The organism is Syntrophales bacterium, assembly GCA_035363115.1.
In the GTDB taxonomy this organism is placed as follows: domain Bacteria; phylum Desulfobacterota; class Syntrophia; order Syntrophales; family PHBD01; genus PHBD01.
Window position 1 is genome coordinate 941,456 of record DAOSEM010000001.1, and the last position, 22,277, is coordinate 963,732.

General features: G+C 59.7%; 22 protein-coding genes and 1 tRNA gene. 19 read left to right on the forward strand and 4 right to left on the reverse strand.

Annotated features, from left to right (window positions below; all coding sequences use genetic code 11):
• The first annotated feature begins 96 nt into the window (after positions 1-96).
• The 4 genes from PLO63_04075 (at position 97) to PLO63_04090 (ending at position 6,154) form a co-directional block, all read left to right on the forward strand.
• Positions 97-870: an electron transfer flavoprotein subunit beta/FixA family protein gene (locus tag PLO63_04075; GenBank protein HOI73305.1), complete on the forward strand. Its 774-nt coding sequence runs from the start codon at positions 97-99 to the stop codon at positions 868-870.
• 36 nt (positions 871-906) lie between these two features.
• Positions 907-1,878: an electron transfer flavoprotein subunit alpha/FixB family protein gene (locus tag PLO63_04080; GenBank protein HOI73306.1), complete on the forward strand. Its 972-nt coding sequence runs from the start codon at positions 907-909 to the stop codon at positions 1,876-1,878.
• A gap of 156 nt (positions 1,879-2,034) precedes the next feature.
• Positions 2,035-4,236: a heterodisulfide reductase-related iron-sulfur binding cluster gene (locus tag PLO63_04085; protein HOI73307.1), complete on the forward strand. Its 2,202-nt coding sequence runs from the start codon at positions 2,035-2,037 to the stop codon at positions 4,234-4,236.
• Between the two features lie 217 nt (positions 4,237-4,453).
• On the forward strand, positions 4,454-6,154 hold the full coding sequence (locus tag PLO63_04090; protein ID HOI73308.1) for a long-chain fatty acid--CoA ligase: 1,701 nt from the start codon (positions 4,454-4,456) through the stop codon (positions 6,152-6,154).
• Positions 6,155-6,225: 71 nt separating this feature from the next.
• On the opposite strand, the gene PLO63_04095 is transcribed toward PLO63_04090, so the two are convergent.
• From PLO63_04095 to PLO63_04105, 3 genes are read right to left on the reverse strand one after another with little or no spacing between them, the layout of a single operon-like run.
• The gene (locus tag PLO63_04095; protein ID HOI73309.1) at positions 6,226-7,434 is read right to left on the reverse strand and encodes a 2,3-bisphosphoglycerate-independent phosphoglycerate mutase; all 1,209 of its coding nucleotides are present in this window, start codon (positions 7,432-7,434) and stop codon (positions 6,226-6,228) included.
• A gap of 19 nt (positions 7,435-7,453) precedes the next feature.
• Positions 7,454-8,830, reverse strand: coding sequence for a nucleotide sugar dehydrogenase (locus PLO63_04100; protein ID HOI73310.1), 1,377 nt, complete (start codon positions 8,828-8,830; stop codon positions 7,454-7,456).
• Between the two features lie 14 nt (positions 8,831-8,844).
• On the reverse strand, positions 8,845-9,789 hold the full coding sequence (locus PLO63_04105) for an SDR family oxidoreductase (protein HOI73311.1): 945 nt from the start codon (positions 9,787-9,789) through the stop codon (positions 8,845-8,847).
• A gap of 201 nt (positions 9,790-9,990) precedes the next feature.
• Here PLO63_04105 and rsmI point away from each other — a divergent pair, with 201 nt between their 5' ends.
• The 15 genes from rsmI to PLO63_04180 all read left to right on the forward strand — a co-directional run bounded on the left by rsmI (position 9,991) and on the right by PLO63_04180 (position 21,697).
• Positions 9,991-10,842: a 16S rRNA (cytidine(1402)-2'-O)-methyltransferase gene (gene rsmI, locus PLO63_04110; GenBank protein ID HOI73312.1), complete on the forward strand. Its 852-nt coding sequence runs from the start codon at positions 9,991-9,993 to the stop codon at positions 10,840-10,842.
• A gap of 151 nt (positions 10,843-10,993) precedes the next feature.
• The gene (locus PLO63_04115) at positions 10,994-11,320 is read left to right on the forward strand and encodes a hypothetical protein (GenBank protein ID HOI73313.1); all 327 of its coding nucleotides are present in this window, start codon (positions 10,994-10,996) and stop codon (positions 11,318-11,320) included.
• Between the two features lie 52 nt (positions 11,321-11,372).
• On the forward strand, positions 11,373-12,023 hold the full coding sequence (locus PLO63_04120; protein ID HOI73314.1) for a hypothetical protein: 651 nt from the start codon (positions 11,373-11,375) through the stop codon (positions 12,021-12,023).
• 12 nt (positions 12,024-12,035) lie between these two features.
• A complete protein-coding gene (locus PLO63_04125) occupies positions 12,036-12,623 on the forward strand; it encodes a DUF799 family lipoprotein (GenBank protein ID HOI73315.1) in 588 nt (195 codons plus the stop codon).
• A 90-nt stretch (positions 12,624-12,713) separates the two neighbouring features.
• Positions 12,714-13,487, forward strand: a complete 774-nt coding sequence (locus tag PLO63_04130; GenBank protein ID HOI73316.1) for a FecR domain-containing protein — start codon at positions 12,714-12,716, stop codon at positions 13,485-13,487.
• Between the two features lie 8 nt (positions 13,488-13,495).
• On the forward strand, positions 13,496-14,077 hold the full coding sequence (gene pgsA, locus PLO63_04135; protein HOI73317.1) for a CDP-diacylglycerol--glycerol-3-phosphate 3-phosphatidyltransferase: 582 nt from the start codon (positions 13,496-13,498) through the stop codon (positions 14,075-14,077).
• Positions 14,078-14,152: 75 nt separating this feature from the next.
• A tRNA-Val gene (locus tag PLO63_04140) sits at positions 14,153-14,227 on the forward strand.
• Between the two features lie 142 nt (positions 14,228-14,369).
• On the forward strand, positions 14,370-16,286 hold the full coding sequence (gene thrS / locus PLO63_04145; GenBank protein ID HOI73318.1) for a threonine--tRNA ligase: 1,917 nt from the start codon (positions 14,370-14,372) through the stop codon (positions 16,284-16,286).
• Between the two features lie 48 nt (positions 16,287-16,334).
• A complete protein-coding gene (infC, locus tag PLO63_04150) occupies positions 16,335-16,832 on the forward strand; it encodes a translation initiation factor IF-3 (GenBank protein ID HOI73319.1) in 498 nt (165 codons plus the stop codon).
• Positions 16,833-16,875: 43 nt separating this feature from the next.
• Positions 16,876-17,073 carry a 50S ribosomal protein L35 gene (gene rpmI / locus PLO63_04155; GenBank protein HOI73320.1) on the forward strand — a complete coding sequence of 66 codons (198 nt, stop codon included), beginning with the start codon at positions 16,876-16,878 and terminating at the stop codon, positions 17,071-17,073.
• A gap of 93 nt (positions 17,074-17,166) precedes the next feature.
• Positions 17,167-17,526, forward strand: a complete 360-nt coding sequence (gene rplT, locus PLO63_04160; GenBank protein HOI73321.1) for a 50S ribosomal protein L20 — start codon at positions 17,167-17,169, stop codon at positions 17,524-17,526.
• Entirely contained in the window at positions 17,523-18,542 is a 1,020-nt protein-coding gene (pheS, locus tag PLO63_04165; protein ID HOI73322.1) for a phenylalanine--tRNA ligase subunit alpha, read from the forward strand. The genes rplT and pheS overlap by 4 nt, the downstream gene beginning before the upstream one ends.
• Positions 18,539-20,953, forward strand: a complete 2,415-nt coding sequence (gene pheT / locus PLO63_04170) for a phenylalanine--tRNA ligase subunit beta (GenBank protein ID HOI73323.1) — start codon at positions 18,539-18,541, stop codon at positions 20,951-20,953. Before pheS ends, pheT begins: the two co-directional genes overlap by 4 nt.
• 35 nt (positions 20,954-20,988) lie before the next feature.
• Positions 20,989-21,264, forward strand: coding sequence for an integration host factor subunit alpha (locus PLO63_04175; GenBank protein ID HOI73324.1), 276 nt, complete (start codon positions 20,989-20,991; stop codon positions 21,262-21,264).
• A gap of 61 nt (positions 21,265-21,325) precedes the next feature.
• Positions 21,326-21,697, forward strand: a complete 372-nt coding sequence (locus PLO63_04180) for a MerR family transcriptional regulator (GenBank protein ID HOI73325.1) — start codon at positions 21,326-21,328, stop codon at positions 21,695-21,697.
• 101 nt (positions 21,698-21,798) lie between these two features.
• Here PLO63_04180 and PLO63_04185 read toward each other — a convergent pair whose 3' ends face one another.
• Positions 21,799-22,080, reverse strand: coding sequence for a PxxKW family cysteine-rich protein (locus tag PLO63_04185; GenBank protein HOI73326.1), 282 nt, complete (start codon positions 22,078-22,080; stop codon positions 21,799-21,801).
• Positions 22,081-22,277: the final 197 nt, after the last annotated feature.

Below are 22,277 nucleotides of genomic sequence, written 5' to 3' on the forward strand. Positions count from 1 at the left end.
GCGGGACTCCCCGCCCTCTTGCATGAAGAAACCAATACATGCTGGATGGAGGGGTCGTCCGCACAAGGCCGGCTCCCATTCGGGAAGGAGGAGAACGTGAATATCATTGCATGTGTAAAGCAGGTTCCGGATACGGAAGCCCAGATCAAGGTCAAGGCCGATGGTTCGGGGATCGACGAGGGCGGCATCAAGTGGGTCATGAATCCCTATGACGAGTTTGGTGTTGAAGAAGCCCTGAAGTTGAAGGAGAAGGTCGGCGGCGACGTGACGATCGTGTCCATCGGACCCGCCCGGGCCATGGAAACCATTCGCACCGCGCTGGCCATGGGCGCCGAGAAGGGCGTACACATCGACGACCCCGCCCTCAACGCGGCCGATGCCTACACCACGGCGGCGGCCCTGGCGGCGGCCATCAAGGGCATGCCCTATGACATCATTTTCTGCGGCCAGCGGGCCATCGACGATGACTCCGCCCAGGTCGGTGCCATCCTGGCGGAACTCCTGGGCATTCCCCAGGTGACCTTCGTCACGAAGCTGGACATCGACGGAACGGCCGTCAAGGCCGTGCGGCCCATCGAGGGCGCCCAGCTGGTCATCGAGACGGCGCTGCCCTGCGTGATTACTGCGACCAAGGGTCTCAACGAGCCCCGCTACGCCTCGCTCCCCGGCATCATGAAAGCCAAGAAGAAGCCGGTCGATGCGAAGAACGCCGCCGCTCTCGGCGTCTCCGCCGATGCCAAATCGAAAGTGGCGAAGATGGTCCCCCCGCCCGCCCGTCCTCCTGGAAAGATTCTCTGCGCCGACGATACGCCCGAAGGCAAGGCGGCGGAACTGGCGAAGCTTCTGCGGGAAGAGGCGAAGGTCATCTAATTATAAAAACATACGGAATCACGGAGGATATCGATCATGGCAAAAGGTGTATGGATTGTTGCAGAACTGCGTGACGGCGCCTTCCGGAAGGTGACTTTCGAGTTGGCCAGCACCGCCCGGAAACTGGCGGACCAGCTGGGCGAGGAAGCCTGCGCCGTGGTGTGCGGCTCCGGCGTGTCGGGCATTGCCGGAGAGCTGGGAAAATACGGAATCGACAAGGTTTACGTGGCCGACAATGCCGCGTTCGAGCCCTATACGACGGATGCCCATGCGGCGGCCGTCGCCAAGGTTGTGAAGGACAACGATGCGGCCATCCTGCTGGTGGCAGCCTCTTTTCAGGGCAAGGATCTGGCCCCCCGGCTGGTCGGCAAGCTGGCCACCGGCATGGCTTCGGACTGCACGGATGTGAAGATTGCCGATGGCAAGCTCCTGGCGGTTCGCCCCATGTACGCCGGCAAGTGCTTTGGTGAGATCGTCACGTCCGCAACGCCGCAGATCGCAGCCCTGCGTCCGAACGTCTTCCCGATTGTCGAGACCGCAAAGGCCGGCGCCGTCGAGTCGTTCGACCCGGGTTTGGGCGACCTGAAGACGAAGGTCCTGGAAGTGCAGAAGGAACAGTCGGGCAAGATCGACGTGTCGGAAGCGAACATCATCGTCTCCGGCGGCCGCGGGATGAAGGGCCCGGAAAACTTCGCCATCCTGGAAGAGCTGGCGGCCGTTCTCGGAGCCGCGGTGGGTGCCTCGCGTGCCGCCGTGGACGCCGGCTGGAGAGCCCAGTCGGACCAGGTGGGACAGACCGGCAAGGTCGTGTCTCCGAACCTGTACATCGCCTGTGGAATTTCGGGCGCCATCCAGCATCTCGCCGGCATGAGCTCCTCGAAGTACATCGTGGCCGTCAACAAGGATCCGGAAGCCCCGATCTTCCAGAAGGCCGATTACGGGCTCGTGGATGACCTCTTCAAGGTCGTGCCGGCCCTGACGCAGGAGTGCAAGAAGCTGCTTGGGTAGCAGGTTTCTTCAGTGGTAAGTCGCAGTGGGTAGCCGGCGGCCGTCAGGGTCGTCGGCTACCTGCACGTTTCCCATGCGTACGTCTTTCACCGCTGTCTTTGCTTCCCATTCGCCACCCCTCGCTGATCACGCAAGAACATATCGCTTGGAGGAGTTATGGCACACGGAATCGCACCAATCGGAATCGGCAACGAAGGCCGGCAGGTATTCTGGAATGCCGAGAGCTTCGAGCTGTTCCTCTTCCTTTTTACCGGCATTGCCATGGTCATCTTTGCAGTCGGCTTGTTCCGGCGCTGGCAGATGTGGACCGCCATGGGCAAACCGGAAATCCGCACGGACAACCGCAACGAACGGCTCAAGCTGCTCTGGAGAAACGGAATCCTGCAGATCAAGACTTGGCAAGACCTGTACCCGGGCATCATGCACGGCATGATCTTCTTCGGGTTCTTCGTTCTCATTTTCGGGGCCGCTTTCGACGCGACCGAGTTTCACATTACCGAACCTTTCGGCATCGCTTTCCTCAGGGGCAAGTTCTACCTCGTGTTCTCCATGATCATGGATCTCTTCGGTCTCTTCGTCCTGATCGGTGTCCTCATGGCCCTGTGGAGACGCTACATCCAGAGACCAGACCGCCTGACCTACAAGGGGAATCCGGATACGACCCCCGATGACGCCATCGTCCTGCTTTTGATCCTCGGTATCATCGTAACGGGATTCATCATCGAGGCTCTCCGGATCCATGTCACCTGGCAGGAGGCGCCCTGGGAGACCTGGTCGTTTGTGGGCTGGAACCTGGCCAAGGCCTTTTCCGGAGTTGAACCGGGATCTGCAAAGGCGATGCATGCGGCGACCTGGTGGATCCACACCTTCATCGCCCTGGGATTCATCGCCTACATCCCCTATTCGCGGCTGATGCACATCATCACGACACCGGCCAACCACTTCATGACAACCCTGAAACCGGTCGGCCAGCTGGAGCCCATCCGCGACTTCGAGAATGCAGAGAGCTTTGGTGTGGGCACCCTGGAGGAGTTCACCTGGAAGCAGATCTTTGACTCCGACGCCTGCACCCGCTGCGGGCGATGCCAGGATGGATGCCCGGCTTACCTGACGGGCAAGCACCTTTCGCCCAAGAAGCTGGTTCAGGACATCAAGACCTACTGGCTGGAGAAGGCACCGGCCGCCGTTGCGGCAAAGAACGCCACTGCCGGCGACGGCAAGCTCGCCAAGCTGGGAAGGATACTGGATCTGGCCTCCCTCATCGGGAAAGTCAAAATGGCCGGAGAGGGATACCAGCCGCCTGCGGAGCGGGCCCTCGTGGGCGAAGCCATCGATCTCCACGAGTTGTGGGACTGCACGAACTGCATGTACTGCATGGAGAACTGCTCGTCTTCCATTGAGCATGTACCCAAGATCGTCGGCATGCGGCAGTACAAGGTCCTGATGGAGGCGGACTTTGCCCCCGAGCTTCAGTTGACCTACCGTAACATGGAAAACAACTCCAATCCCTGGGGCGTGGGATCCCACCTCCGGGCGGATTGGGCCAAGGAACTTGGCGTGAAGACGCTGGCTGAGGACGCCAACGTGGAATACCTCTTCTACGTGGGCTGTGCCGGCTCCTTTGACGACCGCGGCAAGAAGGTCACCGTCGCGTTCACCAAAATTCTCCAGGCGGCGGGAGTCAGCTTCGGCATCCTGGGAAACGAGGAGAGCTGCTGCGGCGACTCGGCCATGCGGGGAGGGAACGAATACCTCTATCAGACACTCGCCCAGGCGAACATCGAGATGATGAAAGCCTATGGCGTGAAGAAGGTCATCGCCACCTGCCCCCACGGCTACAATGCCCTGAAGAAGGATTATCCAAACTTCGACGGGAACTTCGAGGTCTATCACCACACGGAGATCATCGCCGACCTGATCGCCCAGGGAAAAATCAAGCTGCAGAAACCTGTGGAAGGTGCCTTCACCTACCATGACTCCTGCTTCCTGGGACGTTACAATAACGTGTACGAGCAGCCCCGAAAGATCCTCGCGGCGGTTCCCGGCGCGAAGACGGTGGAGATGGCTCGGAACCACGGCAAGAGCTTCTGCTGCGGCGCCGGCGGTGCTCGCATGTGGATGGAGGAGCACGGCGACCGCATCAACGACGCCCGGGCCAAGCAGGCCATCGACGTGAATGCGGACACCATCGCCGTCGGATGTCCCTTCTGTCTCACCATGATGAGCGATGGAATCAAGTTCCACGGCAAGGAAGAGAGCATGAAAGCCCTCGACCTGGCGGAGATCGTCTGGAAGGCCATGGGTCTTGAGGAAGAGCCGGCCCCGGTCGAGGTCTGTGCCGCACCGGCGGAGGAATAAAATAGTTTCAGGCAGATCGTTTTCACGGCCCCGGCTCGAGCGAGCCGGGGCTTTTTTTATGGATAATGGGAAGACGATCCATTATAATCCAACCGATTAACTTCCGTGTCTCACCGCGCACCCCCTACCGGAACGTGGAATGCACGCGCGGCATCCGCGCCGGTATGGAAGAAACCGTTACAATTCGGTCCGTTTTTTTCTCGAAAGGAGGCTTTTCATGGCAGGAGAGAGCGTCTATGCAAAGAAACTGTGGCTGAAGTCTTACGAGCAGGGAGTTCCCGAAAACGTCAAGTACGAGAATATTTGTCTTCCGGACATCATGGAGCGGACGGCCGGGCAGTTCCCGGACAGGCCCGCTCTCATCTTCCAGGGATATACCGCTTCGTTCCGGCAGATGAAGGACATGGTGGACCGATTCGCCGCCTGCCTGACGGATTTCGGGATCCGGAAGGGCGATGCTGTGGCCCTTCTCCTGCCGAACGTGATCCCCTGCGTCGTGGCCTATTATGCAATCCTCAAGATCGGCGCCATCGCCGTCATGAACAATCCCCTCTATTCCGACCCGGAGCTGGACCACCAGTTCAACGACTCCGGTGCCAAGGTCCTGGTTACCCTGGATCTCCTGGGGAACCGGATGATCGACCTGCGACCGCGAACGTCGATCCGCCAGATCGTCTACACATCCATCGGGGACTACCTTCCCTTCCCGAAGAACCTTCTCTTCCCGCTGGTGGCAAAAAAGAAGAAGATGGCCGCCGACGTGAAGGCCGCACCGGACGTCTACCGCTGGAAGGACTGCCTGAGCAAATACGGTCCGACCGCTCCTGCGGCAAAGCTGACCTTTGACGACATCGCCATGTACCAGTACACCGGGGGAACCACCGGCGTGTCGAAAGGGGTCATGCTGACTCACGGCAACCTGAGCAAGCAGGTCCAGCAGCTTTCCGCCTGGTTCCCGAAGTTCACGAAGGGTACGGAGATCATGCTGGGCGCCCTGCCGTACTTCCACGTCTTCGGCCTTTCGGTGTCCATGAACTTTTCCATCCATATGGGATGGGCCCAGGTCCTGGTGCCGCGACCTCAGCCGGAGCCGCTCCTGGAGGCGATCGGGAAATTCAGGCCCACCTTCGCCCCCCTCGTTCCGACCATGTACATCGGAATGTTGAGTCACCCAAACCTGAAGGCCACCGACATGAGCTGTATCAAAGGGGCCTTCTCCGGAAGCGCACCGCTGCCCGTGGAGGTCATCCACGATTTCGAGAAGCTCACGGGGGCGACCATTGTGGAAGGATTCGGGATGACCGAGACCACCCCGGTCACCCATGTCAATCCCTTCCATGGCGGGGCCCGCAAGGTGGGAAGCGTCGGGGTGCCCATCTCCGACACGGAGTGCCGCATCGTGGACCTGGAGGACGGTGTTACCGACATGCCCGTGGGCGAGCGGGGCGAGCTGATCGTCAAGGGACCCCAGATCATGCTGGGCTACAAGGGGCGCTCGGAGGAGACGGCCAGCACGCTGAAGGACGGCTGGGTCTACACCGGGGACATCGCAACCATGGACGAGGACGGGTATTTCTACATTGTCGACCGGAAGAAAGACATGATCATCTCCGGCGGCTATAACGTCTACCCACGGGATATCGACGAAATCTACTACCAGCATCCCAAAATTCTGGAGGCCTGCTCCATCGGCATTCCGGACACGAAGCGCGGCGAGAACGTGAAGCTGTTCGTCGTCCTCAAGGAGGGGGAACAGGCCACGGCGGAGGAGTTGATCAACTGGGGCAAGGATCACCTGGCCGCTTACAAGCTGCCCACGGAGGTCGAGTTCCGTACGGAGTTGCCGAAAACGAACGTCGGAAAAATCCTGCGGAAGCAACTTCGAGCAGAGGAATTGGAGAAGAGAAAAAAGGGCTGATCGGGATTTCCGGCAGTCTATGCAGGAGACGGGGGGACCGGCTTGAAATCGGTCCCCCCATTCATTGTGGTTCAGGCACCGAACTTTTCCAGTCTTCCCGCATGGGCCAAGGCCAGGGCCATGAGGTTCACCATGGGGATGTGACCGAGCCCGCCCCCGATGCAATCTCTCTCCCCGAATCGCTCCACCCGGTCGGGCCGGCAGGTCCCGGCCGACAGGAGGACCGGGACGGGGTGCCAGCTGTGGCCGCTCAGGGCGGCCGGCGTGGAATGGTCGCCTGTCACCACCAGCACATCCGGCTTGAGATCGAGGATGCGCGGCAGCAGGGCATCCACCTCTTCGATCACCCTCACCTTGGCGTCAAAGTTGCCGTCTTCTCCGCGCGAGTCTGTCGGTTTGACGTGGACGAAGAAGAAATCATGCATCCCGAAGGACGCGCGGAGGGCCTCGAACTCGTCGGCGATCGTCTCTGTCGGCGCGTGGACCGTCATGCCCAGAAGACGGGCGATTCCCCGGTACATGGGATAGGAGGCGATGGCCAGGGGATTCAGCCTGAACCGCTCCGACAGGCTCGGGAACTTCCGGTATTTTGCATAGCCGCGCAGGAGGACCATGTTTGCCTTTTCCTCGTCCGCGAGAACCCGCCGGGCCTCGTTCACCAGTTCCGAGAGGACCGCTTCGGTTCCGCCCGCTTCCGGTACAATCGCCCGGGGAGGAAGGGGCGGCTTCCCCGTCTTCTGGGGATCTGTCTCCTCGATTTCATCCCGGAGACCCTCGTCCCGGAGGACGAGGAGGGCCCGATGCTCCTTTACGGGTTCGAAGAAGAACGGGACGTTGGACCGGAGGCGGATTCCCTCCTGAAGCTTGCGGCACACGCGGCGGTTCGTCTCGTTGTCGATCCGGCCGGCGCGACGGTCGATGACGAGTCCGTCCCGGTCCATGGTGGCGAAGTTGACCCGGATCAGCAGGTCCTTTTCCGTCATGGGGTAGTCGATGCCGGCCCCTTCCAGGATTCCGCGGCCGATGTTGTTCTTCACGGGGTCGTAACCGAAGAGGGCGAAGTGCGCCGGTCCGCTGCCGGGAGTGATGCCCGGGCCGACAGGGTCCAGCAGGCCGCATACTCCTTCCCGGGCCAGGGCATCGAGATGGGGCGTCCGCGCCGCCTCCAGCTCCGTATCCGTTCCGCCGGGAGCGGGCAGTCCTCCCAGGCCGTCCATGACAAGGTAAACAATTTTTGTAGAGCCCGGCTGGGCAAGGCGATCGATCTGTTCCGTGTCCATGATGTTTCCTTCTTCGATATCAGAAATGCTTGAGCGGTGGTTTCCCCAGGGGATATACGTTGAAGCCGAGATCGAAACACCCGCGATGGTCGAGGATGTTCCGCCCGTCGAAAAGGAAGGCCGGCTTCTCCATGCCGTGGAAGATCCGCCGGTAGTCCAACTGCCGGTAGAGGTCCCATTCGGTCATGACGGCGATGGCATGGCAACCCGCCGCCGCTTCATAGGGGTCTGCGACATAACGGATGTCCCCGACGGCGCTTCTCAGGTCCGCCCGTGCGCTGTCGAGTGCCTGCGGATCCGTGATGACCACCACCGCCTTTTCCTCCAGTAGCCTGCGGGCGATGAAGATCGCCGGGCTTTCCCGGGTGTCCCCCGTATTGGCCTTGAAGGCGAAGCCGAACAGGCAGATCCGCTTCCCTGCCAGGGTGTTGAACATGGCCGCCAGCATTGCGCCCATGAAACGTGACTGCTGGTATTCGTTGATGCGGACGACGCTTTCCCAGTAGGAGGCCACGTCGTCGAGGCCGTAGTGGCGGCACAGGTACACGAGATTGAGGATGTCCTTCTTGAAGCAGGAGCCCCCGAACCCGATGCTTGCATTGAGGAACTTGGGACCGATCCGGCTGTCCATGCCGACGGCCCGGGCCACTTCCTCGACATCGGCATCGGTCTTCTCGCAGAGCGCGGAAATGGCGTTGATGGAGGAGATCCTCTGGGCAAGGAACGCGTTCGAGACGAGCTTGGAAAGCTCGCTGCTCCAAATATTGGAGGTGACGATCCTTTCCCGGGGAACCCAGGAGGCGTAGATGTCCACGAGGATCTGCCGGGCCCGGAGCCCCCTCTCCGTCTCCCGCGACCCGATGAGCACGCGGTCCGGTGTCTGGAGGTCCCGGATGGCCGATCCCTCCGCCAGGAACTCGGGATTCGACAGGACCTCGAACCAGACTCCATTTCCGGTGTGGTGGAGGATGCTTTCCATGGCCTGGGCCGTCTTGACCGGGAGGGTGCTTTTCTCGATGACGATCTTTGGGGTTTCGGCGTACTGCAGGATCTGGCGGGCGGTCTTTTCCCAGTACTGCAGATCGGCGGCCATGCCGGCTCCGACGCCGAAGGTCTTCGTAGGGGTGTTGACGCTCACGAAGATGATGTCGTTCTCGCGGATTCCCTTTTCGATGTCCGTACTGAAAAAAAGATTTTTCCCCCGGACGGCCCGGATGACTTCATCCAGGCCCGGTTCGTAGATGGGCAGTCTGTCGGAATTCCAGGCTGCGATTCTCTCCGCGTTGATGTCCACCACGGTCACCCGGTAATCTGGGCACTTGAGGGCGATCATGGCCATCGTGGGGCCGCCCACGTAGCCGGCTCCGATGCAGAGGATGTTTCGGTTGTAAGGCATGGTCTCTCCTGAACTCACTCGATGGTACTGCGGAAGTAGGCGATGGTCCTCCGGAGCCCTTCTTCCAGCTGGACGGAAGGATTCCAGTCGAGGAGGCTCCGCGCCTGGGCGATGTCGGGTTTACGCTGAACCGGATCGTCCTGGGGCAGGGGACGATGAACGATCTTCGATCCGGATCCGGTCAGGCGGAGTATCTCCTCCGCAAGGGACAGGATCGTGAATTCAGCGGGATTTCCAATGTTGATCGGGCCGGTGCAGTCGTCGGGTGTGCTCATGAGCCGCTCCAGTCCCGCGATCATGTCATCGACGTAGCAAAACGACCGGGTCTGGGATCCGTCACCGTAGATGGTCAGGTCTTCGCCCCGGAGTGCCTGCAGGATCAGGTTGCTCACCACCCGGCCGTCATTAAGGGCCATTCTCGGTCCATAGGTGTTGAAGATCCGGGCGATCTTGATCCGGACCCCGTTCTGCCGGTGGTAGTCCATCATCAGGCACTCGGCGGCCCGCTTCCCCTCGTCGTAGCAGCTCCGGATGCCGATTGGATTCACCCGGCCCCAGTAGCTTTCCTGCTGGGGATGCTCCTCCGGATCGCCGTAGACCTCCGAGGTGGATGCGAGCAGGATCTTCGCCCGGACGCGCTTCGCGATACCCAGGGTGTGGATTGTCCCGAGGACGTTCGTCTTGATGGTTTTGATGGGGTTGTACTGGTAATGAACCGGAGATGCCGGACAGGCGAGGTTGTAGATTTCGTCGACCTCCAGGTAGATCGGGTTCGTGATGTCGTGGCGGATCAGTTCGAACCGTTCGTGGGAAAGCAGATGGCGGATGTTGTCCTTGCTGCCCGTGAAGAAATTGTCCAGGCAGATGACCTCCTCGCCTTTTGCTATCAGGGCATCGCAGAGGTGGGAACCGAGAAACCCGGCTCCGCCGGTAACGAGGACCCTTTTTTTCACAGTCATGGCGGAGACGCTCCGATTTCTTTGGCGTTGGCTTTTCCCGGGGAGGTTGCTATGAGTATCTCTCCGCCGGCCTGGAAACGGCTCCGTCGGTATCGTGCAGACCACAGGGGACGGTAGCCCATACGGCATCCGGACGATTCCAAGGCGGTGGCTTTTAACCATAAAACACATTGATATGTCAATCGAAAAGGGGATGCAGTCATGCCGACGGCAACGCTGTACATCGTGGCAACTCCCATTGGGAACCTGGAGGATGTGACCCTGAGGGCACTCCGGATTCTGAAAGAGGTGCACTGCATTGCGGCGGAGGACACACGCCGGACGAAGAAGCTCCTGAATGCCTATGGAATCCGGACCCCCCTGGTCAGCCTTTACGATCAGACGGAGCGCAGCCGTACGCCGTCCCTGATCCGGCGTCTTCAGGAAGGACAGGACATCGCCTATGTGGCGGACGCCGGCACCCCGGGGATCTCCGATCCCGGTTACGTGCTCGTCAACGGCGCCATCCAGGCGGGCATCCCCGTGGTTCCCGTTCCGGGGCCGACTGCGTCGATTGCAGCCCTCTGCGTATCCGGTCTTCCCATGAACCGGTTCCTGTTTGCGGGGTTCCTTCCAGCGCGTTCTCCTGCCCGCCGCCGCTTCCTCGAATCGTTGAAGGCGGAGGAAGGAACGCTCCTGTTTTATGAATCCCCGACGCGACTGACGGAGTCCATCCGGGACATGGCGGCCGTCCTGGGGGACAGGAAAGCCGTGGTAGCCAGGGAAGTGACAAAGATCCATGAAGAGATCCTCCGTGGAACCCTGGGGACGCTGCTGGAATCTCTGTCCGGGCGGGAGGTGAAAGGTGAGGTTGTCGTGCTGGTCGATGGGTGCCCGGACTCAACCGGGGAAGTGACGGACGAGTCGATTCTCCGGGTTCTCGAGGAAGCCCGGCGCAGGGGTATTCACTCGAGTCGAGACCTTGCCACAGAGGCCTGCCGCTGTTTGGGAGTCCCGAAGAAAAGGGCCTATGGACTGATCGTCCGCCATGCGGACAGGAACGGTCCGTCCTGACGGAGACAGGCTTTCTTTCCACGCAAATCCCATGGTTCGGATTCGGTTATCCCCTTGATGCCCATGGGGAGATATGATACCGTTTGCGCCGCTGTACGACCGGGAAGGCCGGTGTGGCCGGGAAATTAGACGAGGACGCGGAGGGAAAACCATGACGGGAGCGGAAATACAGGGAGGCAGCCGCAGGATCATCGATCTGGTGGACGTCCTGGAAGAGGGATCCGTCATTTCCGAAAGCCGTGAAGCTCCTTCCCCGTCAACGAGGGCTTCCGCCTCTGAAACACGGAAGATCCACGATCTCACGGACGTGGTGAAAGATGTCCCCCTCCGGGCCGTTGCCGATCCTGCTCTCCGGGACATGGTCCTCCAGCAGGTTACGGAAATTGCGGAGCGCCTGGCCAGGGAGATGATCCCGACCATTGCGGAAAGGGTGATCCGGGAGGAAATTGAAAAGCTCAAAGCGGCGGACAATCCATAAGACCATGTCCCGATCGGGCACTGAAACATGGAGACCCCGTCGGTCGGCCGTTTTGTTTTCTCTTTTACTCATGCTGTTCCCGGCGGCGATCCCTGTTTTTTCGCAGGATGATGTTGCCGTCATCCATGTCGAAGCGCGCGGAACGGCCCAGATTCGAGGCTCGGATCTGGCAAGGGCCAGGGAGGGCGCGGTTCGTGATGCCCAGAGGAAGGCGGTCCGGCAGGTCCTCTTGGAGGTCCTGAAGATCGAAGACCCGGGGAAGCTTCCTCCGGGCTCGGATCGGCTTCTTGCCCGCCATGACCGCTATGTGGATACCTTTTCCGTTCTGGAGGAAGGACCGGATGGGGGAAACTACAGCGTTCAGTTGAGGGTTGCCGTCATCTCTGAATTTCTGGTTCACGATCTCAGGAAAATGGGGGGACGGCGGGAGGGGATTGCCGAAGCTCGGCAACGTCGCATTGCCGTTCGAGTGAGCGGCGTCGGCCGGTTTGATCGCTACGTGAGGGTTCGCGAGGTGTTGTCCGGAATACCTGGTGTCCGGCAGGTCCTCCCCAGGAAGGTTGCCCGGGACGAGGTATGGCTGGAGGTGGAGTCGGTTGAAACACCGGCAGCGCTCGCGAAACATATCGAATCTTCGGGACTTTTCCGGGTTCGGAAAGACCCCGAAACGTCCGACCGCCTGGATTTCGAATTCCTGCCCTGAAAGGAAGAGTTGATGACCAGAACAATCCGGATTCTTTTCCTGCTGACTGCACTGTTCCTCCTCGCCGGGTGCGGTTCAAAGGCACCATATACGATTGTCGACGACTTCTCCAAAAGGGGTACACGGCTGATTGCCGTGGTGCCACCCATTCAGGCCTCGAAAGAGGTCGACCCGGCGGGAGGGAAGATCCTGAGGGACAGGGCGGTGGAAGAGCTTTATTTCAAGGGGTACCCAAAACTCCCGTTTGCGGGTATCGATGAGCGGCTGGCTGCAGCGGGAATAGAGATCCGGGACGGAGAGGCATCCGCCCGGTCGCTGGGCGGTGCACTGGGAGTCGATGCGATCCTGTTCATCACCGTGGAAACATGCGGCAGCTCCTTCTTTCTGAACACGGCCAAGACCACGGCGGCGGTTCAATTCACGCTTCGCAGTGCCCGGAGTGGGGAGATTCTCTGGCAAATGAGGGCGGTAAGGTCGACACGAACGTTCCATGTGACCCGGAAATGGCTTCAACAGGACGTAATTGGAATTTACGAGCCGCTTCTGAGAGAACTGGTGAGTAAAGCCCTGGCCACGCTTCCGGACGGGCCGGATGCATAATCGTCCGGAAGCAGGCGTGTGCCGGTAATTGGTTGGACTATTCGGGACAGCCCACCGGCTGGACGTTATCCGCTGCAAGGGGAGGTCGAGATGAAAAAGCATTTCTGGATAACCGGTTTATTGGCTGTCTGTGTCGCGCTGATCCTTTCGGATTCGGTACAAGCCGCCCGGGCGACCTTTCTGAAGATCGGACCCGGCCAGGCGGTGGTCAGCGTCCTCCAGGGATCGGCGACGGTGACGACGCCAGGAAAAAAAGGAGCCCGTTCACTGAAGGCGGGGGATCTCCTCAACGGCGGAGACGAGGTTGTGACGGGCCGTCGCTCCCGCCTGGAACTGACACTGCCGGACCGATCGCAGGTCCGTTTCGCCGACAACACGCGCTTCAAAATTCTGCAGATCAGCGTGGCGGAAGCGGACAAGAACCGCGACGTGCGTTTCCACATGTCCCTCGGGCGGTCGTGGGCAAAGGTCAGCAAAACCTTCACAGGACGAAGCCGTTTCGACGTGTCGTGTGAAAATGCCGTGGCGGGGGTCCGCGGAACGGTCTGGCGCATGAACGTGGATAACGACCAGTCGGCGATGGTGCGGGTTTACGACGGGGAAGTCAATGTGGCGGGAGGCGGAAAGACCATGGACGAAATCAGGTCTCAGGCGAAGCCTTCCATGCGACTGACGGCGCCCAAGCCGATTGCCGGGCCCCATGCGGTGAGCATGAAGGAATGGACCCAGATCGTTCGCGCCCTGCAGGAGATCCGCATCGACAAGAACGGTGTGCCATCAAAGCCGTTCTCGTTCTCGCCGGAGGCGGACCGTGACGAGTGGGTGGACTGGAACAGGGAGCAGGATCAGGAAGCCGACAGGTAAAAGGACGCATGACGGTTCCGAATAAGGCGGAGCGGATCAATATTCCCAACAGTCTGACTATCCTGCGCATCGTTCTGGTGCCGGCCATCGTCATTCTGTTGATGCAGGGATCCTTCAAGATCGCGATCGTGGTGTTTCTCATCTCGGGGCTGACGGATATCCTGGACGGATACCTGGCCCGGGTGCTTCACCAGCAGACCGTTCTTGGCTCCTATCTCGATCCGATCGCCGACAAGGCCCTCATGATCAGCTGTTACGTGACGCTGGCCGTGAAAAAGATCCTTCCGGGATGGCTTTCCGTCGTGGTGATCAGCCGCGACTGCATCATTTTGATCGGCGTGGCCGTGTTGTCTCTCATGTCCGTGTCCTATAAGATCCAGCCGGCCCTGATCGGCAAATTGACAACGGCCGTGCAGATCCTGACGGTCTTCATCTTCCTGGTTTCCCGTGCGGTTCCCGGCTCCGTGTCCGCTTCGGTCATGGAGGGGCTGATCTGGGTTACCGCGTTTTTTACGGTTGTTTCCGGTTTTCACTACATCATGGTCGGTGTGCAGCAGATCAACCAGCAGCAAAAGCCCCGGTCTGTGTAATTTTGTTTCATATTTGCCTTGACTTTGAAAAATCGAATTGGTAAAAGTACCAGCCTTCGAATCAGGGAATCCCATAGGCACGTAGCTCAGGGGGAGAGCGCCATCCTGACGCGGTGGATGTCCAGGGTTCAAATCCCTGCGTGCCTACCATGAAAATACACCGGTACAGCTCTTATCCCGTGCCGGTTGGGTTCAGGGAAAGGGCATCAGCATTTTCTTGATGATGCCCTTTCTTTAATTCGCAGAAATTGTTCTGTGAGCGGCATATTTGCCCGACGAAATGGACGAAGCGATGAGCGAAATCCGAGTTAGCCTGCCTGACGGATCGGTAAGAACCTACCCGGCAGGTGTGACGGCGCGGGAGGTGCTGACCTCCTGGCGGGATGACCTGGTGCCGTCGGCGGTGGCCGTGCGGTTCGGAGGGAATGCCCTGGATCTGAGTCGTACGCTTCATGAGGACGGGGCCCTGGAGGTGATCGGAATTGCCTCTCGGGAAGGGCTTGGGATCCTCCGTCACAGCATATCCCACGTCATGGCCCAGGCCGTTCAGGACGCCTTTCAGGGTGTCCGGGTCAGCATCGGTCCCTCCATTGAAGACGGATTCTACTACGATTTCGACTATGACGAGACCTTCACCCCGGAGGACCTCGCAAAGGTGGAAGCGCGCATGGCGGAAATCGTCCGTGCCGACAGCGCCTTTGAGAGACGGGAAATCAGCAGGGAGGACGCCGTTGCCCTGTTCCGGGAAAAGGGCGAGAGCTACAAGGTGGAACTGATCGAAGACCTTCCGCCGGACGTGAAAACGGTCAGCCTCTACAGCCAGGGCGATTACGTCGATCTTTGCCGCGGTCCCCACATTCCGTCCACCGGGATCATCAAGGCATTTAAACTGCTGAACGTGGCGGGTGCCTACTGGCGGGGCGACGAGCACAACAAGATGCTCCAGCGGATCTACGGGACCGGGTTTGCCACCAAAGAGGAGCTGGAAGACTATCTCCACATCCTGGAGGAAGCGCGCAAACGAGACCACCGGCGCCTGGGCCGTGAGCTCGATCTGTTCCAGGTCAACGAGGAGGCCGGTGCGGGGCTTGTCATCTTTCACCCCAAGGGCATGCTGCTTCGGTACCTGATTGAGGAGTGGGAGCGCAAGGAGCACCTGAAGCGCGGCTACGACATGGTCATGGGCCCGCAGATCCTCAAAGCGGATCTCTGGCGGCGCTCCGGTCATTTCGATCACTATCGGGAGAACATGTACTTCACGGAAGTGGAGAACCAGCTCTACGGCATCAAGCCGATGAACTGCCTCTCCCACATGCTGATCTACAAGTCAAAGGTGCGCAGCTACCGCGACCTTCCCCTCCGGTACTTCGAGTTGGGGACCGTTCACCGCCACGAGAAGGCGGGGGTCCTTCACGGACTGATGCGAGTACGCCAGTTCACCCAGGACGACGCTCACATCCTGTGCATGCCGGAGCAGCTGAACTCGGAGATCAGGGACATTGCCGATTTCGTCGCCTACGCCATGAAGATCTTCGGCTTCGATTACGAGGTCGAACTGAGCACGCGCCCGGAAAAATCCATCGGTTCCGACGCCGACTGGGACATGGCGACGAACGCCCTCGAGCAGGCCCTGAAAGACAACCGGATGACCTATGACGTCAATCCGGGAGACGGTGCTTTCTACGGGCCGAAAATCGACTTCAAGCTGAAGGATGCCCTGAAGCGGAAATGGCAGTGCGCCACCATTCAGTGCGATTTCACCCTGCCGGACCGTTTCGACCTGACCTATGTCGGGGCGGACGGGGAACGCCATCGCCCGGTCATGCTGCACCGGGTGATCCTCGGTGCCATCGAGCGGTTCATGGGCGTTCTCATCGAGCATTATGCCGGTGCCTTCCCGGTCTGGCTGTCCCCTGTCCAGGCTGTCATCCAGACGGTAACGGACAGGCAGATTCCCTTCGGGGAGGAAGTCTACCGGAAACTGATGGAAGCCGGGATCCGGGTGGAAAGGGATTTCCGGAACGAAAAGCTGGGGTACAAGGTGCGGGAAGCGCAGAGTCAGAAGATTCCTTTCATGCTCGTCATCGGAGACCGGGAAGTGGAAGGGCGGAAGGTTTCGCCCCGCCAGAGGGACGGTAAGAATCTGGGCCCCATGGATGCGGATTCCTTCATCGGCATGGTGGAGGATCTCTGCGCCCGGTATCAGTAACCAGGGGCTGACAAGACAGGGAGGTGGCCTATCCAAAAGGATTGGAGAATCAACCGGGAGATCCGTGCAGCGTCGGTCCGCGTGATTGACGCCGAGGGGAAGCAGCTGGGAATCCTGACGCTGGCGGATGCACTGGATGTCGCCGCAAAGTCCGGGCTGGACTTGGTGGAAGTTGCTCCCCAGGGGGATCCACCGGTCTGCAAGGTGATGGATTACGGGAAGTTTCGGTATCAGCAGAGCAAAAAGCTGCATACCGCCAAGAAAAGCGCGAGCGTAATCCAGATCAAGGAAATGAGGTTGAGGCCGAAGACGGAAGAGCACGATCTTCAGGTCAAGATCCGCCATATCCGGAAGTTCCTGGAGGAGCAGAACAAGGTTAAAATCACCATGATGTTCCGCGGCCGTGAGATTGCCTATGCCGACCATGCCCGCCGGACCATGGAGCAGATTCGGAACATGCTGGTGGATATCGCTACCGTGGAGCAGTTTCCGAGGCTGGAAGGGCGGCATATGACCATGTTCCTGGCCCCGAAAAAGCAGGGCTGAGCGGTCGAAAAAGGAAAATGAATGGAAAAGGGGTGAAAGAGACATGAGCAAACTGAAAACGCACCGGGGAGCGGCCAAGCGATTCCGTTTCACCGGGACGGGCCGGGTAAAGCGGAGCAAGGCCTATACCAGCCACATCCTGACGACAAAGAGCACCAAGCGGAAGAGGAACCTGAGAAAATCCGCGTTGGTGGACAAGACCAACGAAAGGGCGATCAAGGCGCTCCTGCCCTATCTGTAAATCCCGGATTCGTCGATTCACTTCACGGATACCCCGGTCGGGGCGTCCGCTCCCGCGATGGAATCATCGATTATCATCTGGAGAAGGGAAATCATGTCGAGAGTAAAGCGCAGCCTTACGGCAAAAAAGAAGAGAAGAAAGATATTCAAGATGGCCAAGGGCTATTTCGGTGCCCGGAGCCGTCTCCTCAGGACTGCCACCGAGGCGGTCAACCGGGCCATGAAGTATGCCTTCCGGGACAGGAGGGTACGGAAGCGTGAGTTCCGTGTGCTCTGGATTGCCCGGATCAACGCGGCGGCCCGCATGAACGGCATTACCTACAGCCGGCTCATGGAAGGAGTCCGCAAGGCGGGCATCGCCCTGGATCGGAAAATTCTCTCCGATCTGGCTATCCACGATCCCGGTGCCTTCTCGCGGATCGTCGGCATCGTTAAAGGTACTCCGGCGGCATGACCAGCGACCTGGAGGAGCTCAGAAAGCAGGCGGAAGTTGAGGTTGCAGAGGCCGCGTCGGAAGAGCAGCTTCTGGAGATCCGCACCCGTTACCTGGGGCGGAAAGGCCTGCTGACAGGTCTCCTGCGGACCATTTCCTCCGTGCCCCCATCGGACCGCCCTGCCTTCGGAAAGCGCCTGAACGAGATCAAGGCTGCCCTGGACGGGCGGATTGAAGACGCGCTGCAGGAAAAACTGTCCACCGGGCGTGAACAGGCGCTCCTGAAGGAGCAGATCGATGTCACGCTGCCGGGACGGGCGGTCGTGCCGGGCCGACTCCATCCCATCACCCGCGTCAGGCAGGAAATCTATGCCATTTTCTCGGGACTCGGCTTTTCGATCGTCGAGGGGCCGGAGGTCGAGACGGATTATTACAACTTCGAGGCCCTGAACATACCGAAGGACCATCCCGCCCGGGATATGCAGGACACGTTCTACGTAGAGGGTAACGTAGTCCTTCGGACCCACACATCGCCCGTGCAGATCCGGACCATGGAGCGGATGAAGCCGCCCGTCCGGATCCTTTCACCCGGCCGCGTCTATCGTCCCGATTCGGACGTGTCCCATTCGCCGATGTTTCACCAGGTCGAAGGGCTGCTGGTAGACCGCCGCGTCACCCTGGGTGACCTCAAGGGAGTCCTGACTTCCTTTCTGACCCAGTTCTTCGGGGAGGACACGGTCCTGCGCTTTCGCCCCAGCTTCTTTCCCTTTACCGAGCCCAGCGCCGAAGTGGATATCCGCTGCGTCATGTGCCATGGCGCGGGATGCCGCGTCTGCGGACAGAGCGGATGGCTGGAGATCCTGGGGTCGGGCATGGTCGATCCGGAAGTCTTCAAGAATGTCGGTTACGACCCGGAGGAAGTGACCGGATTCGCGTTCGGTCTCGGGGTGGAGCGATTAACCATGCTCAAGTACGGCATCAACGACATCCGCCTCTTCTTCGAAAACGACTGGCGATTCCTGGAGCAGTTCGGATGAAGGTTTCCCTCAAGTGGCTGAAGGATTACGTCGATTTTGACCTGCCGGCGCAGGAGCTTGCGGATCGCCTGACCATGGCCGGCCTGGAAGTGGATGCCCTGGAGGAGAAGCGGGCCGACTTCAGCGGTGTTGTGGTAGCACGGATCGTCTCCGCGAAGCGCCATCCCGATGCGGACAAGCTCTCCCTCTGCGAGGCCAGCATCGGGGACAGGACGCTCCCCATCGTCTGTGGCGCACCCAACGTCCGGGAGGGAATCCTCGTTCCGCTGGCCACTGTGGGTGCCGTCATTCCCGGCGGCTACACGATCAAGCTGACGAAAATCCGGGGGCAGGTCTCCGAGGGGATGTTCTGTTCCGAGGAGGAACTGGGCATCGGGTCCGACAACACGGGCATTATGGTCCTGCCGGATGAACTGATTCCGGGGATGCCTCTCGATCAGGCCCTGGATCTCACGGATACGGTACTGGATGTCGGCGTAACGCCCAATCGCTCCGATTGCCTCAGCATCGTCGGCATCGCCCGGGAAGTAGCGGCCATTACCGGCAAGTCGCTGCGCTGTCCGGCCATTGCGGTACCGGAGAGCGAGGAGAAGGTATCCGACGTCACCTCTGTTACGATCCTGGATCCCGATCTCTGCCCCGAGTACACCGCCCGCATCGTCCGCAACGTGGCGATCCGGCCCTCCCCCCTCTGGATGCGTCAGCGTCTGGAGGCTGTCGGCCTGAGGGCCATCAACAACGTTGTGGACATCACCAATTTCGTCATGCTGGAGCTCGGACAGCCTCTGCACGCGTTTGATTTCCGTTTCCTGGAGGAGGGACGCATCGTTGTCCGGAAATCCCGGGAAGGCGAGATCTTCATCTCCCTCGATGAAAAGGAACGGGTCCTGAAGGAAGGAACCCTCCTGATCTGCGACGGCGTCAAGCCGGTGGCCATTGCCGGGATCATGGGCGGCCTCAACTCGGAGGTGAAGGACGACACGTCCACGGTCCTCCTCGAAAGCGCCTATTTCAATCCGGGCTCGATCCGGCGATCCTCCCGCTTTCTCGGGATGGGCACGGATGCGGCGTTCCGCTTCGAACGGGGAATCGACCCGCAGGGGGTTGTGCGGGCCCTCGACCGGGCGGCCGGGTTGATGGCGGAGCTGGCGGACGGCGTATCCTGCCTCGGCTATATCGATGCCCATCCGCAAGAGGTCCAGATCGCGAAAGACATTCCCTTGCGGGTCACGCGGGTCAACGACATCCTGGGAATATCCCTGACGGAGAAGGAGATCGTCCCGATCCTGGAATCCCTGGAGATGACCGTGATGCCTGAAGACGGCAACCCCGGGATTTACCGGATCACACCGCCGACCTGCCGGGTGGACCTCACCCGGGAGATCGACCTCATCGAGGAGGTGGCGAGGCTGCACGGGTACGACCGTATCCCCGTCACCCTGCCCGCCGTCACGGCGGCGCCGTTTGCTCCGGATCCCAGGCGGCTCGTGGAGGATCGGGTCAGAGCCCTCCTGAACGGTTACGGGTACTCGGAGGTCATCACATACAGCTTCGTTTCGCCGAACTCGACTGATCTCCTGGCTCTTCGGCCGGATGATTTCCGTCGCCGGATGCTCAAAATCATGAATCCCCTGACGGAGGACCAGTCGGTCATGAGAACGGCATTGGTGCCGAGCCTGCTCAAGACCATGCTGGACAACGCCAACGCGGGAACCGTGGATTTGAAGATCTTCGAAATCGGGAAAGTGTTTCATCCGCGGGAAGGCCTTGAACTCCCGGAGGAAAGAGACCGCATCGGAGCCCTGCTCACGGGCCGGCGTTACGAGGACCGCTGGCACTTCACGTCCGTCCAATCCGATTTTTACGACCTCAAGGGATGCCTGGAAGGAGTCCTGGAGGGACTGGGAATCCGGGAAGGGGATTTCCGGGTGCGCTCGTTGGAGCCGTTCCTTCACCCGGGACGTTCCTGTGACCTGTTTCACGGCGATCTTCGACTCGGTTTTCTCGGAGAGGTTCATCCCGACGTACTGAGTCGCCTGGATTTGAAAAATCGGGCCATGGTGTTTGAACTGGACGTCGAGGCGCTGTCTACGATTGCCTCGCGGGAGCTGAAGTTCCGGGGGGTCCCGCGATATCCCTCCAGTTCACGCGACGTGGCGTTCCTGGTCAACGCCGGGATCACCAGCGGTGACATGATCCGCTGGGCTGCCGGCAATGAAGAAGAATTGCTTGAAAAGATATATGTTTTTGATGTATACGCCGGCCAGGGAATCCCCGAGGGAATGAAAAGCCTCGGCCTTCGATTTTCCTACCGCGCTCCGGATCGGACATTGACCGATCAGGAGATTCACGAAGTTCACAGCCGGATCATGGAGAGGATTATGGCGGCGAGCGGCGCCAGAATCCGTTAAGCCATCATTTTTGGTCACAGGGCAGGAGGGCAGAAATGACGAAAATCGACATCATTCAGGAAGTTTACGAGAAGCTCGGGTTTTCCAAGAAGGATTCTGCCAGCATTGTCGAATCCGTCTTTGAAATCATGAAGGAAACCCTCGCCAAGGGAGAGAAGATCAAGATCTCGGGATTTGGAAACTTCATGGTGAAGGAAAAGAAATCCCGCCGGGGCCGGAATCCCCAAACGGGAACGGAAATTACCATCACCGCCCGGAAGGTCCTGACCTTCAAATCCAGCCAGGTCCTGAGGAAGGCGCTCAACAACTGATCGCGGGCATCCGGTGATCGCGGCCGTCGATGCAGCGCCCTGTCTCCCGGATATGCACGAAATGATTCCCGACAAGGCCTACTTCAGAATCGGCGAGGTCAGCCGGATCCTGGCCGTAGAACCCTACGTGATCCGCTATTGGGAATCGGTTTTCAAGTCGGTCAGGCCGGAGAGGACGAGGTCTGATCAGAGGCGATACCGAAGGAAGGACGTGGAGGAGCTTCTGGTCATCAAAGACCTCCTGTATGGGAAGCGGTTCACCATTGCCGGAGCGAAAAAAGAGCTGCGGCGGATGAAGCAGGGTGCCGGGCAGGACTTGGAAGACCCGGTAAGACCTGACGATCCGGAGGGGATGAGCGACCACGAACCGGGAAGAGATCGGCTGGCGGCCGTCAAGGAGGGATTAACCCAGATTCGTGATCTGTTGAACTGAAAAGTCGGGCATTTCTCACCTGAAGGGAAATGAAAAAGGCCGATCCGGACTGTTTATGTACGGATCGGCCTTTTTTGTTTTCCTGGACTGAATTTCGCGGCCTATTTCTTTTTGGATCGTTTGGATGCCTTCAGGGGGTTCAGCTTCTGCACTACTTCCTTGACTTCCTTTTTGACATGGGAAGCCATGGGGCAGATACCATAGGCCCAGCGGGCGGCCGGGTCCGGGTAGATCCGGCAGTACGCGCCGCCGTTCACCTCGATCACCTTGTTGCAGCCGTTGCACTGCTCGGCGATGACCAGGCAGCTGCCTCCGGTGAAACTGCAACCCTTTTTGGACATGAAGGAACACTCGCTGCCCGCTTTCACGGTCTGACAGATCACGGTCGAGACTCCTTTCCGTTGCCTTGTATTTCCGCGGTCGGCCCGGATGGATGGGCCGGGATGATGGAATTCCGCGAGGCTGGGTTTGCTAACAAATAACGGGGGGACTGTCAAGGAAAAAGTCCCTGTCCGGACGGGAAACACTATCGCCCGATCTTGAATAACCCTTTGAATGGTTTGACTTTCGGGGATGATCA

What these genes read in the sequence shown, in the direction of transcription:
- PLO63_04095 (HOI73309.1), bottom strand. Translation starts at nt 7,434, where the DNA reads ATGGACACGGAACAGATCGATCGCCTTGCCCAGCCGGGCTCTACAAAA.
- rplT (HOI73321.1), top strand. Translation starts at nt 17,167, where the DNA reads ATGTCGAGAGTAAAGCGCAGCCTTACGGCAAAAAAGAAGAGAAGAAAG.
- pheS (HOI73322.1), top strand. Translation starts at nt 17,523, where the DNA reads ATGACCAGCGACCTGGAGGAGCTCAGAAAGCAGGCGGAAGTTGAGGTT.
- rpmI (HOI73320.1), top strand. Translation starts at nt 16,876, where the DNA reads ATGAGCAAACTGAAAACGCACCGGGGAGCGGCCAAGCGATTCCGTTTC.
- rsmI (HOI73312.1), top strand. Translation starts at nt 9,991, where the DNA reads ATGCCGACGGCAACGCTGTACATCGTGGCAACTCCCATTGGGAACCTG.
- PLO63_04180 (HOI73325.1), top strand. Translation starts at nt 21,326, where the DNA reads ATGATTCCCGACAAGGCCTACTTCAGAATCGGCGAGGTCAGCCGGATC.
- PLO63_04080 (HOI73306.1), top strand. Translation starts at nt 907, where the DNA reads ATGGCAAAAGGTGTATGGATTGTTGCAGAACTGCGTGACGGCGCCTTC.
- PLO63_04115 (HOI73313.1), top strand. Translation starts at nt 10,994, where the DNA reads ATGACGGGAGCGGAAATACAGGGAGGCAGCCGCAGGATCATCGATCTG.
- PLO63_04100 (HOI73310.1), bottom strand. Translation starts at nt 8,830, where the DNA reads ATGCCTTACAACCGAAACATCCTCTGCATCGGAGCCGGCTACGTGGGC.
- PLO63_04085 (HOI73307.1), top strand. Translation starts at nt 2,035, where the DNA reads ATGGCACACGGAATCGCACCAATCGGAATCGGCAACGAAGGCCGGCAG.
- pgsA (HOI73317.1), top strand. Translation starts at nt 13,496, where the DNA reads ATGACGGTTCCGAATAAGGCGGAGCGGATCAATATTCCCAACAGTCTG.
- thrS (HOI73318.1), top strand. Translation starts at nt 14,370, where the DNA reads ATGAGCGAAATCCGAGTTAGCCTGCCTGACGGATCGGTAAGAACCTAC.
- PLO63_04130 (HOI73316.1), top strand. Translation starts at nt 12,714, where the DNA reads ATGAAAAAGCATTTCTGGATAACCGGTTTATTGGCTGTCTGTGTCGCG.
- pheT (HOI73323.1), top strand. Translation starts at nt 18,539, where the DNA reads ATGAAGGTTTCCCTCAAGTGGCTGAAGGATTACGTCGATTTTGACCTG.
- PLO63_04125 (HOI73315.1), top strand. Translation starts at nt 12,036, where the DNA reads ATGACCAGAACAATCCGGATTCTTTTCCTGCTGACTGCACTGTTCCTC.
- PLO63_04175 (HOI73324.1), top strand. Translation starts at nt 20,989, where the DNA reads ATGACGAAAATCGACATCATTCAGGAAGTTTACGAGAAGCTCGGGTTT.
- PLO63_04090 (HOI73308.1), top strand. Translation starts at nt 4,454, where the DNA reads ATGGCAGGAGAGAGCGTCTATGCAAAGAAACTGTGGCTGAAGTCTTAC.
- PLO63_04105 (HOI73311.1), bottom strand. Translation starts at nt 9,789, where the DNA reads ATGACTGTGAAAAAAAGGGTCCTCGTTACCGGCGGAGCCGGGTTTCTC.